We start from the raw sequence: 14497 nt of genomic DNA, 5'->3' as shown, positions 1-14497 counted from the left end.
ATAACCATATAAATGGTCAATGCCCTGAATTTATGCAACTGGCTTGTTAAGCACATTACGCAGTGCTTCTTCCAGTTCGAAGTAACGGAATGCAAAACCGGCTTCTTCCAACCGTTTTGGAATTGCCCGCTGTCCACCTAATACCAATGCGGCAGATTCCCCCAGTAATAAACGTATTGCAGCAGCAGGGGTACGTATCACCGCTGGGCGATCTAATACCTCGGCCAGAGTGGCAATAAATTGCTCATTATGGACCGGATAAGGGGAAACCATATTGAATGGGCCGCTAAGGCCGTTGGTGGTCAGTAAATAATGAATACCATGAACCATATCATCTATATGTATCCACGGCAGGTATTGGCGACCATCCCCGATTGGACCACCTAACCCAAGGCGCAACAGTGGTACCATTTTAGCTAATGCTCCACCATGCGGAGCCAATACGATGCCAGTGCGTAGAAGGCAAACCCGAGTATGCTGACTTTCAGCAGCTCTGGCGAGGCTCTCCCAGCGTTCACATAACATATGAGTAAACTCATCATGAGGGGCTTCATCTTCGGTGACCACGGCTTGTCCTTGGTCACCATAAAACCCGACGGCTGATCCTGAAATAAAGACGGCTGGCGGCTGACTACTGGCCCTAATTAATGTTGTCAGTCTTTCCGTTATTTGCCAGCGACTTTGGCATAAGATCTCTTTCTGTTGCGGCGTCCAGCGCTTTTCCGCAATAGGCTCGCCCGCCAGATTGATAACCGCATCAAAATTATTGAGGTCATGTTGGTCATCTAATGTCGACCAGCAGGTGACTTGCGAACCAAGAACATCATTTGCTCGCTGTGGATCGCGGGTTAAAACTGTTATTTGATGGGCTTGCGATAGAAGGAATGCGGTCAGACTGCGCCCGATCAGTCCTGTAGCTCCAGTGATTATAATACGCATAGCCTATCTCCGTTTATATTCGTCATACTTCAAGCTGCATGTGCGTTGGCTACGCTCAATAACCCGAATCACTTACAACACAGTAAGCTCATCGGGATTCTTTCCCTTGCCGCCTTCCTGCAACTCGAATTATTTAGAGCATATGCCCTTCTGACTTGATGCTTACCTGCAACTCCACGTTCTTTGGGGATAGCGGTAGCCTGTTTTCTTTTCAGCATAGGCTAACTTGCGCTCTTCTCCCACGACGCTGAGCACATCCTGAGTGAAATTTTTAACAAAATAAAAAATAATAACTAAATAAATTTGCTGATCTATCCGATTAATACAGTACTGAATACTCGGCTATTACCCATTATGTAGTAGAACTGTTAGGACTATCTACCTTATTGTTTCTGAACGCGAACAAGGTTATAAGCCATCTTGATGACGACAAAACTCTGGATTCGCGCTTTTCTGCCAGAGCCAATATACTCATCGGTATGGAAAAGAGGCCACTTGCCTCTTTCACCTTGTCATGTTGGATATTTTATAAATAAAAGCTGAGTATTTCATAAAAACTCACGGCGGCTGATGAATCCTGCGATTGAGGTCAGGTTGCTGCCTCATTGTTGTCCATACACTTTTCAGGTGCGCATGAAGCTAAACATTGAAGTTAATTGTTCTTATGTGTGTGAGCCTATACATAAGCAAGACGGTAGCTTATTAGCTGTGGAGCTATTGAGCCGATTTTCAGCTAAGTCGGTAGATTTACCCATCGATGTTGAAAATTTTATTAATAAGTTAGATGTCGATGGAAAGACTGATTTATTCCATGACCAATTACGTGCAGTGAAGGCTTATAAAGATTGGTTTATCACTCATAACGTTCTGCTTTCAATTAATATTGATTTTGACCTGGCAAGTGTGATTGTTACAGATCAATCAACTCGTCAAATGCTGGATGAATTACCTTTCTTGCGTTTGGAAATAATGGAGACATTTTCCAATTTATCTGATGGAATGAATAACCCATTATTACGCGATCTGGCTGAGCGCTATCCGCTATGGCTGGATGACCTTGGCAGCGGTGGCTCTACCTTAAATGCGGTAACTGCCAATATTTTCGAATATGTGAAGATTGATAAGCATTTCTTCTGGCAGCACAATAAGCATACCTTCCCGATTTTGATTAATAACATTAAGAAATATTGTCTCGGGGTGATTGTGGTTGGCGTAGAAAATCAGGATGAATCGGAGCAACTTAAAGGCAGTAATATTGATGCTATGCAGGGATATCTATTCAATCAGTTGACATTGGATGAATTGGTATCGCAATCCTCGCTCTAACGATCCCTCTTCCATTCTATCTTGCGCAATGCTGACATTATTCTTTTATGTCGGCATTGCATTTTTTTACGATAAAAGTATTTTACGATAAAATTTTCTTATGGTGGATAGTGGCTTTTCTCGGATTAATCTGACGGATTGGATGATAGAATGAAGCCACATTGAGTTCTCATTACGTATTATGGCGGCAGGTGTTGCCAGACTGACTGAGATTAGACCTAAGAGACGACGATACCATGAAGTTAATGTTTGCTTCTGATCTGCATGGGTCGCTACCGGCCACTAAAAAAACGTTGGAAATTTTTGACCGCAGTGGGGCGCAATGGCTGGTGCTATTGGGGGATTTACTCAACCACGGGCCACGCAATGCGTTACCGGCAGGTTATCAGCCGGCAGCGGTTGCAGAATATCTTAATCCCTATAAAAACCAGATTATTGCTGTGCGGGGTAATTGCGATAGCGAAGTCGATCAGATGCTATTACAGTTCCCTATTATGGCTGGCAGCAGATTATTATGCCAGAAACACGTTTATTTTTGACGCATGGTCACCTTTATCACCCGGCTGCGCTTCCCCCATTGCGCAAGGGAGATGTCTTAGTCTATGGTCATACTCATCTACCACAAGCAGAGTGGCAAGATGACGTCATATGCTTTAATCCCGGTTCAGTCAGCATCCCAAAAGGGGGATATCCGGCGAGCTATGGCATGTTGGATGGGGGAGTTTTACAGGTTCTGGCCCTACAAAATGATCAGCCTGTCACCCAATTGTCATTAAAAACTAAATAATATAACGAGTTACAAACTCTTGATTAACAATTGCGCGTATCTAACCGCGCCCAGATAGAAGGTTTCAGAGGATGGTGGAGCAAAATCCAGCAGCAGTCATCGAGTGGGTTGATATTGTTGATGAGCAAAATGAAGTGATTGCTCAATCCAGTCGTCAACAAATGAGAGCTCAACGACTACGCCACCGTGCTACCTATATTGTGGTGCACGACGGAATGGGCAAAATACTGGTACAACGCCGTACTGAGAATAAAGATTTCTATCCCGGGAAACTGGATGCAACTGCCGGTGGTGTGGTGCAAAGTGGTGAAAACTACCTTGAGTCTGCAAGGCGCGAGGCGGAAGAAGAGTTGGGCATTGCTGGCGTGCCTTTTGCTGAACATGGTCAGTTCTACTTTGAAGAAGAGTGTTGCCGCGTGTGGGGAGCTTTATTCAGCTGTGTTTCACACGGTCCATTTGCATTGCAGGCGGAAGAAATAGACGAAGTCCGTTGGATGCTGCCGGAGGAAATTACCGCGCGGTGCGACGAGTTCACGCCGGATTCTCTGAAAGCACTATCGTTGTGGTTAACCCGTAACAACGAGCAGGATTACGGTAAAATTACCCCGCGCGAAGATTAATCTCATTCAGCCATAATAAATATCCTCCGGCATAGCCGGAGGTTTTTCATATGCGCCTATAAGGCTCTGTTGCCAGCCGCGCCCTAACAGGCGCATCGCGATCTGACATTTGCATTTATGGATTACTTACGGCCCGTAAACGGGCTGCCCGGATAGGGGTTCGAGAGTTGCTCACCCATTTTATCCTCTTCCAACTGGTGCTTTATGTATTCTTGTATCCTGGCTGTATTTTTCCCAACCGTATCAACGTAATATCCTCGACACCAGAACTCCCTGTTACGGTATTTGAACTTCAAATCGCCAAACTGCTCATAAAGCATCAGGCTGCTCTTTCCTTTCAGGTATCCCATAAAACCCGACACACTCATTTTGGGCGGGATTTCCAAAAGCATATGGATGTGATCCACACAGCATTCTGCTTCCAGAATATTCACGCTTTTCCATTCGCACAGCTTTCTTAAGATACTGCCTATCGCTTTGCGCTTTTCCCCGTAGAACACCTTTCTTCGGTACTTCGACGCAAAAACTATGTGATATTTACAGTTCCATCGCGTGTGCGCTAAGCTCTTTTCGTCCCTCATAGGGACCCCCTTTTGATTTCTTGTTGAACATTTGCAGTGGCCAGACCGCAAACTGTTTTAACAAATCAAAAGGGGTTTTTATAACTGGCTCAAAGCTGAAAGCTTTACGGAACCTCCAGCCTAGCTGGAGGTTTTCTGTGCACAAAAAAGCCCCTTTTCAGGGGCTTCAGACTGCTGACAAACCTCGATAACTCGATCTTGCAAGGTGGGGGCAGGTAGAAGAGTAAAGCGTCCGTGCCAAGGATAATGAAATGGACGCTCCAACTTTTACGGCATCAGAGTGCCTAAATGTGAGTGTTAAAACTCAGAAGAAGGAGCGTCCACATGAAAGTATCTACTCTTGGTATCGACTTGGCAAAAAATGTTTTCCAGCTTCATGGTGTCGGCTGCAACGGTCAAACTGTTCTTAAGAAGAAACTCACCCGCGATAAATTCCTTCCTTTTCTCATGCAACTTGAACCTTGCTTGATTGGCATGGAGGCCTGTGCTTCCAGTCATCATTTTGCGCGTGTTTTACGGCAGTATGGGCATGAGGTTAAACTCATTCCCCCTCAGTATGTGAAACCTTATGTCAAAACGAATAAGACAGATGCCGCTGATGCAGAAGCCATTTGTGAAGCTGTTGCACGGCCTAATATGCGTTTTGTTCAGATTAAAACGGCAGAGCAACAAGCTATTCTGGTGCTGCATACCGAGCGAAATATCCTTATCCGCGAACGCACTGCTTGTGCTAATAGTATGCGGGCCATTTTGGCTGAATTTGGCATTATCATGCCTCGCACATTAAGTCAGCTGTATAAGAAAGTCCCTGAAATACTGGAAGAATATGATAACGAGTTATCACCTTTTGTCCGTTGTAGTGTCGCACGTCAACTTGAACACCTTCAGGGTGTGGAAGATCAAATCACGTTGATCGAACAAGAACTTAGCAGTTGGGCAAAAACACAACCCGCCTGCCAGCGGGTCTTGAAAGTCCCTGGTGTGGGATTGATGACGGCGACCTACCTTGTGGCGTCAGTGGGGAATGGGCAACAATTTCATTCAGCGAAACAGTTTGCCGCCTGGTTGGGATTGGTGCCGAGAGAATTCTCCAGTGGCGGTAAGCAGAGATTGGGCCGAATCAGCAAAAGAGGTGACCGCTATTTCCGTTATCTTCTGGTCCATGGTGCGCGGGCAGTTGCAGCTGTTATTGAGAGACACAAAGACAATATGCCGTGGCTTTACAGGCTGTTGAGTAAAAAGGCCTATAACGTAGCCGTTGTGGCACAGGCCAATAAAACGGCACGTATTTTGTGGTCGATGCTGGTTCATCATACGGAATATCGAACCTTATCCGTGGTTTGAGATAATCTCAAACACGGATAAGGCTCAAGAACAAAAGTGAATACGTTTCAGGTAATTGCAAGTGTAATTATTGAGATGGCAAAACAGGTAAGACCGCAAGTGAGAAACTCCGTGAGCCGCCGGGGCATTTGGCCCGTAAGGATGATAGGAACTCACTTGGCGGATTTCATCATGGTTCGGGCGCAATCGCGCCCATAAAGAAACCGGATATATGGCTGCAATACCTGAGCGCTATTTTCAAGAAAAAACACTTGGTTTATTGGGAGCGTCCATATATGGCGCGGGTCGAGCCATCAGGGACGATTTTACGGCGTCTTTACGATCTGCCTGTTTTCACCGTTACGGGCACTTTGTCATTAACCTCAAGCCCCTTTTCAGGGGCTTTTGCGCCTGCTTTTCTTATCTAACTGATTATCTTACAATAATACCCAGTAAAATACCCAGAGCACCGAAGTCCGCATCGCTAAACGTCGTGTTGGCGAACCCGATATCACCCAGTACTGGCAGCAGGAATACTGGCAGGAAGGTAATCAGTAAACCTTGAGCAAAGGCACCCAAGATAGCACCACGACGCCCACCAGTAGCATTACCAAAAACTCCTGCGGCGGCGCCGACGAAGAAGTGAGGCACAACACCTGGAATAATGACGGTCATGTTCATCATATACAGCGCAAACATACCGATAAGACCGGCGGCAAAGCTGCTCAGGAAACCAACCAATACCGCATTGGGTGCGTAAGGGAACACGACCGGGCAATCTAATGCAGGTTTAGCATTTGGCACTAACTTGTCGGAAATCCCTTTGAAGGCTGGAACTATCTCGGCAATAACCATACGCACACCTTGCAAGATGATGTATACACCCGCAGCGAAAGTAATGGATTGCATCAGTGAGAACATGAACCAGTTTTTACCACCGCTCAGGCTTTTCACCACATCCGGCCCAGCGAACAGGCAGGTGACGATGAAAATGATACACATGGTAAAGGAGATGGCGACCGGCGTATCGCGTAAGAACAACAGACTTTTTGGCACATTCATGTCTTCAGTCGAATGTTCTTTATTGCCAAACTTACTGCCGATAAAGCCAGCTAATACATAAGACAGAGTAGAGAAGTGGCCGATTGCTACATCATCTGAACCGGTGACTTTCTTCATGTAAGGATGGGCAATGGCCGGGAAGAACACCATCGCAACCCCAACAACCAGAGAACCGATCACAATCAAAGTGACACCACTGATCCCGGCGGTCGCCAGAATTACAGCTACCATCATCGACATAAATAACGTGTGATGACCGGTCAGGAAGATGAATTTCCACGGCGTAAAGCGAGCAATCAGAATATTGATAACCATAGCGAAGAACATAATCATCGCCATTTCTTTACCGAAACTCTTTTGTGCCACGGACACAATGGCTTCATTATTTGGCACAACACCCTGAATACCAAATGCATGTTGGAAGATGTTGGCGAAATCACCCAGAGATGAAACCACCAGGCCAGCACCGGCACCTAAAATCACAAAACCCATAATGGTTTTTACGGTGCCTTTAATGCACTCCGTGACCGGTTTTTTCTGTGCAATCAGGCCGATTAAAGCGATCAAACCAACCAGCACCGCTGGTTCGGAAAGAACATCACTCATTAAAAAACGAAAGAAATCCATGCCAGCCTCCTGTTACAAAGCGCCTAGTTCGGTTAATGCCACAGACAAACGCTCTTTCATGGCTTTCTTGTCGATCATATTGTCCAGTGCCACGATTTTTCCGCCCACGGCCTGAGCAACTAATTGTTCGGCGATATCTTTAGTACCGATGAAAATGTCACTGGGTGTTCCTTTGGCAGATCCCAGATCCACATGATCCACTTCAGCGCTGACTGCTAATTCTTTCAGAATATTTTTGATGCTAATTTCCATCATCAGGCTGGTACCTAAACCGTTACCGCAAACCACTGTAATTTTCATTTTCTTTCCCCTTAAAATTATTATCCAAACTCAATGCTGAGATTAATAACGCGCAATAACGGATAGGATATCCTGCTGCGTTTTGGCATTAAGTAAGGCTTGTACATCGTTATCGTTATCGAACAACTGAGCGAGTTGAGAAATAGCCTCGATGTGGCTAGTACTGTCTGTCGCCGCTAACACTATGAGCAGTTTTACCGGATCGTTACCTTCAGCATGGAAAGTGACGCCCTCGGTGATGACGGTTAAGGCCAGAGAGAGTTTATTGGCACCTTCTTCCGGGCGTGCATGCGGCATGGCAATGCCCGGCCCGACCACGTAATAAGGACCAATAGCCTCATGGGAGCGATAAATTGCCTCGACATAACGGGCTTCAATCGAGCCATTATCAATCAGAAGCTGACATGAAATCGCGATAGCATCACGCCAGTCTTTCGCCTGGCTGACTACCTGAATGACGTCTGGCGTTAACAGTGTTTTTAACATGATATATATGACTCCCGATGACTGTTAACGTGAGAGTAGATAGTTATCACTGGCATTAATGTGATGGATCTCTCATTTGATAGCGCTACCTGATAGCGCTATCAAAATTTGTGATAGCGCTATCATTTGTCACACCAAGGGCTTTGGCTATCTCCAAATAAGCCATATACAATGCAATGTATTGCCGAGGGCCAGTGTGGGAAGGTTGTACTCAGGCAAGAATTTTAATCAGGCAGGAAATCAGCATGGAAAAAACGCGCAAGCGCCGTAATACCGGGCGGGTCACGCTATCCGATGTGGCGAATTACGCCGGGGTAGGGTCGATGACTGTTTCCAGAGCGCTGCGAACGCCGGAGCAGGTTTCAGATAAATTACGTGAAAAAATAGAACAAGCGGTTGAAACTCTTGGTTATATTCCTAACCGCGCTGCTGGGGCATTAGCATCCGGTCACAGTGATACTGTCGCTGTTTTAATTCCATCATTAACGGACAAAGCCAGTTCCCGATTTATGCAGGCGCTGCAACAGATTCTGAATAAAAATGAGTTTCAGTTATTACTAGGCTGCCATGAATATAACCAGCGCAAAGAAGCGGAAATATTGATGACATTGCTGCAAAGTAACCCCGCAGCGGTAGTGATATTTGGCTCTCAACTGGCAGAAAAAACCTATCAATTGCTGGAACGCGCTAATATCCCGACGGTCAACGTGGTCGGTTCTTATTTCAAAGGGGCTAAAATTACTCTTGAGGCGGCTTTTTTTGAGTCGGCCTATGAATTAAGTCGCCATTTATTGGAACGGGGTTATCACCATATTGGTTTTATCGGTGCTCATATGGATAACCGCCTGCAACGCCAACAGCTGAATGGTTGGCATAAGGCGATGTTAGAGCATTATAAAAATGCGGACCAGACGGTCACTACGCCTGAGACGGCCAGTTTACAGTTTGGCCGCTATGCACTGACAGAAATACTCCAGCGCCAGCCAGAATTGGATGCGGTGATATGCAGTCACGAAGATATTGCACTCGGCGTATTATTTGAATGTCAGCGCCGGTTGTTGAGAATCCCAAGCGGCATTGCGGTGGCATGTTTAGATGGCTCTGATAGTTGTGATCAAACCTATCCAACATTGACTTCAATGCGCATTGATTACAAAAAAATGGGGAAAGAAGCCGGTAAGATGCTGATTGATATGCTGGATAATGATGAAGATGGCGAGCCGGTAAGCCAGAATTTCAGCTATAAATTTGAACCGCGGCAAAGCACTTGAAGATAGAACCAAGCTTTGAAGGAAAGCCGCCCCGAAGGACGGCTACCTATTTTACTTGCCTGATGTGTTGATGATTACCGTGATTGAGTTGTTGAAAATACTCCAACCCCCATTCCAGGATGTTAACAACGCACCAAATACAACGAGCACAATACAAAAGTATCGTTTCATTGTGCGGTCCATGCTTAGACCGCTTCACGCCAGCACCATCGGCGACACTGCCGTGAATACAAGCACGAGAGTGTGCCTGTGTTTACGGCCGTTGGAACTCCTTTCCTTAAACCGATGCCCGCTTGCTTAGGGCGGCGAAAAGGCCCAGCGCGATTGTACACCAATATTGAGTTGTTCAGCATTTGACAATCAACCACAAGCGAGACAATATACTCAGCACGAGAGTGTGCTTGCGTTACAACGGCAATACAAACCTGCTGGAAAGGCCGCTTACCGGACCAGCGCAGAAAAACCGTCTTTATGGCGGTTTTTTTGTGTCCGCGCTTGCCCTAACACAATAAAAATCCGGCAAATAAATATCCTCCGGCATAGCCGGAGGTTTTTCATATGCGCCTGTAAGGCTCTGTTGCCAGCCGCGCCCTAACAGGCGCATCGCGATCTGACATTTGCATTTATGGATTACTTACGGCCCGTAAACGGGCTCCCCGGATAGGGGATCGAGAGTTGCTCACCCATTTTATCCTCTTCCAACTGGTGCTTTATGTATTCTTGTATCCTGGCTGTATTTTTCCCAACCGTATCAACGTAATACCCTCGACACCAGAACTCCCTGTTACGGTATTTGAACTTCAAATCGCCAAACTGCTCATAAAGCATCAGGCTGCTCTTTCCTTTCAGGTATCCCATAAAACCCGACACACTCATTTTGGGCGGGATTTCCAGAAGCATATGGATGTGATCCACACAGCATTCTGCTTCCAGAATATTCACGTTTTTCCATTCGCACAGCTTTCTCAAGATACTGCCTATCGCTTTGCGCTTTTCCCCGTAGAACACCTTTCTTCGGTACTTCGGCGCAAAAACTATGTGATATTTACAGTTCCATCGCGTGTGCGCTAAGCTCTTTTCGTCCCCCATTGGGACCCCCTTTTGATTTCTTGTTTGACCATTGCAGTTGCCAGACCGCAAGGTGTTTTAACAAATCAAAAGGGGTTTTTATATCCGGCTCAAAGCTGGAAGCTTTACGGAACCCCCAGCCTAGCTGGGGGTTTTCTATGCACAATAAAAACGCCAGCACGAGGCTGGCGTTGGTGTTTCTTATACATACTTAATCGTGAAATTAAGATGCGCTAGCGTCAGCCTGAGCTGATTGAATTGCCGTCAACGCCACGGTATAGACGATATCGTCTACCAATGCACCACGAGACAAGTCGTTAACTGGCTTGCGCATGCCTTGCAGCATCGGCCCGATGGAAATCAGGTCGGCAGAACGTTGTACCGCTTTATAGGTGGTGTTACCGGTGTTCAGATCAGGGAAGATGAATACTGTCGCTTTACCGGCAACTGGCGAGTTAGGCGCTTTGGATTTAGCCACATCTGCCATGATTGCCGCATCATACTGCAACGGACCATCAATGATCAGGTCTGGGCGTTTTTCCTGTGCCAGACGAGTTGCTTCACGCACTTTTTCTACGTCGCTACCTGCACCAGAGTTACCGGTGGAGTAAGAGATCATCGCTACACGCGGTTCGATACCGAATGCCGCCGCAGAATCAGCTGATTGGATAGCAATTTCTGACAATTGCTCAGCTGTTGGATCCGGGTTAATCGCGCAGTCACCGTAAACCAGAACCTGGTCAGGCAGCAGCATGAAGAACACAGAAGAGACCAGTGAACTGCCCGGTGCGGTTTTGATTAACTGCAACGGTGGGCGGATAGTGTTTGCGGTGGTATGAACAGCACCAGATACCAGACCATCAACTTCGCCTTTCTCCAGCATCAGTGTGCCGAGAACTACGTTGTCTTCTAGTTGCTCACGAGCAACCACTTCGGTCATGCCCTTGCTCTTACGCAGTTCAACCAGACGTGGAACATACTGCTCACGCACTGCAACTGGATCGATGATTTCAACGCCTTTACCCAGCTCAACACCTTGAGCCGCAGCAACACGTTGAATTTCTTCCGGATTACCCAGCAGCACACAAGTCGCAATACCGCGTTCAGCACAGATAGCCGCAGCTTTAACTGTACGTGGCTCATCACCTTCTGGCAGTACGATGCGTTTGCCGGCTTTACGTGCCAACTCGGTCAGCTCATAGCGGAATGCTGGAGGAGACAGGCGACGTGAACGTTCGGATGTGGCGCTCAGAGAATCAATCCACTCACTGCTGATATGGCTGGCAACGTAGTTTTGCAGTTTCTCAACACGTTCATGGTCATCTGCTGGCACTTCCAGATTGAAGCTTTGCAGGCTCAGAGAAGTCTGCCAAGTATTGGTATCAACCATAAATACTGGCAGGCCAGTTTGGAAGGCACGATCACACAGCTTTTTGATTGGCTCATCAATCGCATAACCGCCAGTCAGCAAAATGGCACCGATTTCAACGCCATTCATGGCTGCCAAACAAGCAGAAACCAACACGTCTGGGCGGTCTGCGGAGGTCACCAGCAGAGAGCCTGGGCGGAAGTGTTCCAGCATGTGTGGGATACTGCGCGCACAGAATGTCACCGATTTAACGCGGCGGGTTCTGATATCACCTTCGTTAATAATGCGCGCATTCAGGTGCTTACACATATCAATCGCACGGGTCGCAATCAGCTCGAAGCTCCATGGTACGCAACCTAGAACCGGCAGCGGGCTGTTGGCAAACAGCTGTTTTGGATCGATGCTCGCGACACTGGCCTTGGTGGAATCATCAAAGATTTCAGACAGGTCAGGGCGGGTACGGCCTTGCTCATCAACTGGCGCATTCAGTTTGTTAATGATAACGCCAGTGATATTTTTGTTTTTGCTGCCACCGAAGCTGGAACGAGCCAGTTCGATCCGCTCTTTCAATTGATCTGGTGAATCATTACCCAGCGCAATGACAAACACGATTTCCGCGTTCAGCGTTTTGGCAATTTCGTAGTTCAGTGCATTAGCAAACTGATGTTTACGTGTTGGCACTAAACCTTCAACCAGAACCACTTCGGCGTCTTTGGTGTTTTCGTGGTAACGGGCAACAATTTCTTCCATCAACACATCTTGCTGGTTAGAACTCAGCAAGTTTTCCACATGATTCATATTCAGCGGCTCAGCAGCAGTGATGCTAGAGTTTGCGCGAATGATAGTGGTGGTTTGGTCAGGTGCATCGTTACCAGCACGTGGCTGCGCGATTGGCTTGAATACGCTCAGGCGTACACCTTTTTGTTCCATGGAACGGATGACACCCAAGCTGACGCTGGTTAAACCAACGCTGGTGCCGGTAGGGATCAACATTATTGTACGGGACACGGCTAAACCTCTTTACGGTTATGCCCTTCGTCCTTAAAGCCGCAGGGTTGTTGGCTACGCTCATGCACCCGAATCACTGACCTAAGTCAGCTCATCGGGATTTATTTGCTTGCCGCCTACCTGCAACTTCAATGACTTTGGGAACATCCTTCGTCCTTAAAGCCGCAGGGTTGTTGGCTACGCTCATGCACTCGAATCACTGACCTGAGCCAACTCATCGGAATTTATTTGCTTGCCGCCTACCTGCAACTCTAGTGACTTTGGGTATATGTCAAAACTCTTACGCGGTCAGACGAGCGGCGTCTTGTGCGATGACCAGCTCTTCGTTGGTTGGAATAACCAGAGCCAGACGGCTGCCATCTTTGGTGATGGTGCCTGATTTACCAAAGCGTGCTGCCAGGTTGCGTTCATGGTCAATTTCAAAGCCTAACAGGCCCAGTTTGTCCAGGGTCAGTTCACGCACCATTGCTGCGTTCTCACCGATACCGCCGGTGAATACCACGGCGTCCAGACGACCATCCATCAGTGCAGTGTAAGCGCCGATGTATTTCGCCAGACGGTGGCAGAACACATCCATTGCGCGACGTGCATCGGCTTTGGTTTCGTAGTTGTCTTCAACATAACGGCAGTCGCTGGTGACTTCAGTCAGGCCCAACAGGCCAGATTCTTTGGTCAACAGTTTGCTGATCTGTTCCATGGTCATGCCCATCGCATCATACAGATGGAAAATGATAGCTGGATCAATATCACCACTACGGGTGCCCATGACCAGACCTTCCAGTGGCGTCAGGCCCATAGAAGTATCAACACATTTACCGTTACGCACCGCAGTAACTGAGCCGCCGTTGCCCAAATGGCAAGTAATTACGTTCAGTTCTTCCAGTGGTTTGTTCAGAGTTTTTGCTGCTTCCTGGCTCACGTAGAAGTGGCTGGTACCGTGCGCGCCATAGCGACGGATACCGTTTTCTTTGTATAAGCTGTACGGCAGGGCGTAGAGATAAGACTCTTCCGGCATGGTCTGGTGGAAGGCAGTGTCAAAGACTGCAACATTTTTATCAGCCAGATTCGGGAAGGATTTCAATGCTTCAGCGATACCAATCAGGTGAGCTGGGTTATGCAGAGGTGCAAACGGGATGGAATCTTTGATACCCTGAATAACTTCTTCGGTAACGATAGCTGATGCAGTGAATTTCTCGCCGCCATGAACAATACGGTGACCGATAGCCGTCAGTTGAGCGGAAAGCTCTGGTTTTTGTGCCAGAATAGTATTAACAATGAAATTCAGTGCTTCGCTGTGTGCTGCACCAGCACCCAATGCTGCTTCCTGTTTGCTGCCGTCCAGTTTCCATTTGATACGGGCTTCCGGCAGATGGAAGCATTCGGCTAAACCAGAGAGGTGTTCTTCACCATTGGTCGCGTCGATGATAGCAAATTTTAGGGAAGAGCTACCGCAGTTAAGAACCAGTACTAGCTTACTCGACATGGAAGTACCTATTTATAGTCGTGTTCGACATGTGTTTTTTGCATGATCGATACAGATAATGTATCGGGGAACAAAAACAGCGAAAACACGTGGTTAATAAAACGTCAATCTATCCAAAAGCGTAGCGCATATTGGCGTCGACATTAATGATTAACATCATGCGATAGCGAAAAATGCATGATGAAGGAAAAATCGCCGATTTAGTATTAAGAACAAACGTTAACGCCTGGTGGTAAAAGCCCGCGCG

The 14497-nt window shown here is 47.1% G+C and carries 13 protein-coding genes and 1 pseudogene; 5 read left to right on the top strand and 9 right to left on the bottom strand.

Annotated features, from left to right (window positions below; genetic code table 11):
- Window positions 1–30 precede the first annotated feature (30 nt).
- On the bottom strand, window positions 31–939 hold the full coding sequence (locus FGL26_RS08675) for a TIGR01777 family oxidoreductase (RefSeq protein ID WP_005171781.1): 909 nt from the start codon (window positions 937–939) through the stop codon (window positions 31–33).
- Window positions 940–1572: 633 nt separating this feature from the next.
- On the opposite strand from FGL26_RS08675, the gene FGL26_RS08670 reads away from it, so the two are divergent.
- The 3 genes and pseudogenes from FGL26_RS08670 to yfcD all read left to right on the top strand — a co-directional run bounded on the left by FGL26_RS08670 (window position 1573) and on the right by yfcD (window position 3672).
- Entirely contained in the window at window positions 1573–2265 is a 693-nt protein-coding gene (locus FGL26_RS08670) for an EAL domain-containing protein (protein WP_005158449.1), read from the top strand.
- Window positions 2266–2501: 236 nt separating this feature from the next.
- A pseudogene (gene yfcE, locus FGL26_RS08665) lies at window positions 2502–3052 on the top strand (phosphodiesterase).
- 71 nt (window positions 3053–3123) lie between these two features.
- The gene (gene yfcD, locus FGL26_RS08660; RefSeq protein WP_004708824.1) at window positions 3124–3672 is read left to right on the top strand and encodes an NUDIX hydrolase YfcD; all 549 of its coding nucleotides are present in this window, start codon (window positions 3124–3126) and stop codon (window positions 3670–3672) included.
- A 122-nt stretch (window positions 3673–3794) separates the two neighbouring features.
- On the opposite strand, the gene tnpA (FGL26_RS08655) is transcribed toward yfcD, so the two are convergent.
- Complete coding sequence (gene tnpA / locus FGL26_RS08655; protein ID WP_032908553.1) at window positions 3795–4253, bottom strand: IS200/IS605-like element IS1541C family transposase; 459 nt, start codon at window positions 4251–4253, stop codon at window positions 3795–3797.
- A 324-nt stretch (window positions 4254–4577) separates the two neighbouring features.
- Here tnpA (FGL26_RS08655) and FGL26_RS08650 point away from each other — a divergent pair, with 324 nt between their 5' ends.
- Window positions 4578–5597, top strand: a complete 1020-nt coding sequence (locus FGL26_RS08650; protein WP_050316646.1) for an IS110-like element ISYen1 family transposase — start codon at window positions 4578–4580, stop codon at window positions 5595–5597.
- Between the two features lie 411 nt (window positions 5598–6008).
- On the opposite strand, the gene ulaA is transcribed toward FGL26_RS08650, so the two are convergent.
- The 3 genes from ulaA to FGL26_RS08635 are packed head-to-tail and all read right to left on the bottom strand — an operon-like array spanning window position 6009 to window position 8051.
- Window positions 6009–7265, bottom strand: coding sequence for a PTS ascorbate transporter subunit IIC (ulaA, locus tag FGL26_RS08645; protein ID WP_011815933.1), 1257 nt, complete (start codon window positions 7263–7265; stop codon window positions 6009–6011).
- A gap of 12 nt (window positions 7266–7277) precedes the next feature.
- The gene (locus tag FGL26_RS08640) at window positions 7278–7565 is read right to left on the bottom strand and encodes a PTS sugar transporter subunit IIB (RefSeq protein ID WP_004714840.1); all 288 of its coding nucleotides are present in this window, start codon (window positions 7563–7565) and stop codon (window positions 7278–7280) included.
- Window positions 7566–7607: 42 nt separating this feature from the next.
- Entirely contained in the window at window positions 7608–8051 is a 444-nt protein-coding gene (locus FGL26_RS08635; RefSeq protein ID WP_032912773.1) for a PTS sugar transporter subunit IIA, read from the bottom strand.
- 245 nt (window positions 8052–8296) lie between these two features.
- Here FGL26_RS08635 and FGL26_RS08630 point away from each other — a divergent pair, with 245 nt between their 5' ends.
- On the top strand, window positions 8297–9322 hold the full coding sequence (locus FGL26_RS08630) for a LacI family DNA-binding transcriptional regulator (RefSeq protein WP_005166809.1): 1026 nt from the start codon (window positions 8297–8299) through the stop codon (window positions 9320–9322).
- Between the two features lie 51 nt (window positions 9323–9373).
- Here the strand turns inward: FGL26_RS08630 and FGL26_RS22010 are convergent, their stop codons facing one another.
- The 4 genes from FGL26_RS22010 to ackA all read right to left on the bottom strand — a co-directional run bounded on the left by FGL26_RS22010 (window position 9374) and on the right by ackA (window position 14250).
- Window positions 9374–9493, bottom strand: a complete 120-nt coding sequence (locus tag FGL26_RS22010) for a small toxic inner membrane protein TimP (protein ID WP_487251796.1) — start codon at window positions 9491–9493, stop codon at window positions 9374–9376.
- Between the two features lie 459 nt (window positions 9494–9952).
- The gene (tnpA, locus tag FGL26_RS08620) at window positions 9953–10411 is read right to left on the bottom strand and encodes an IS200/IS605-like element IS1541C family transposase (RefSeq protein ID WP_032908551.1); all 459 of its coding nucleotides are present in this window, start codon (window positions 10409–10411) and stop codon (window positions 9953–9955) included.
- Window positions 10412–10613: 202 nt separating this feature from the next.
- The gene (gene pta / locus FGL26_RS08615; protein WP_019082007.1) at window positions 10614–12752 is read right to left on the bottom strand and encodes a phosphate acetyltransferase; all 2139 of its coding nucleotides are present in this window, start codon (window positions 12750–12752) and stop codon (window positions 10614–10616) included.
- Between the two features lie 295 nt (window positions 12753–13047).
- Complete coding sequence (ackA, locus tag FGL26_RS08610) at window positions 13048–14250, bottom strand: acetate kinase (RefSeq protein WP_005171756.1); 1203 nt, start codon at window positions 14248–14250, stop codon at window positions 13048–13050.
- Window positions 14251–14497: the final 247 nt, after the last annotated feature.

It is taken from the genome of Yersinia enterocolitica subsp. enterocolitica (assembly GCF_901472495.1).
In the GTDB taxonomy this organism is placed as follows: Bacteria; Pseudomonadota; Gammaproteobacteria; order Enterobacterales; family Enterobacteriaceae; genus Yersinia; species Yersinia enterocolitica.
This window is presented reverse-complemented; position numbering and strand designations above follow the sequence as displayed.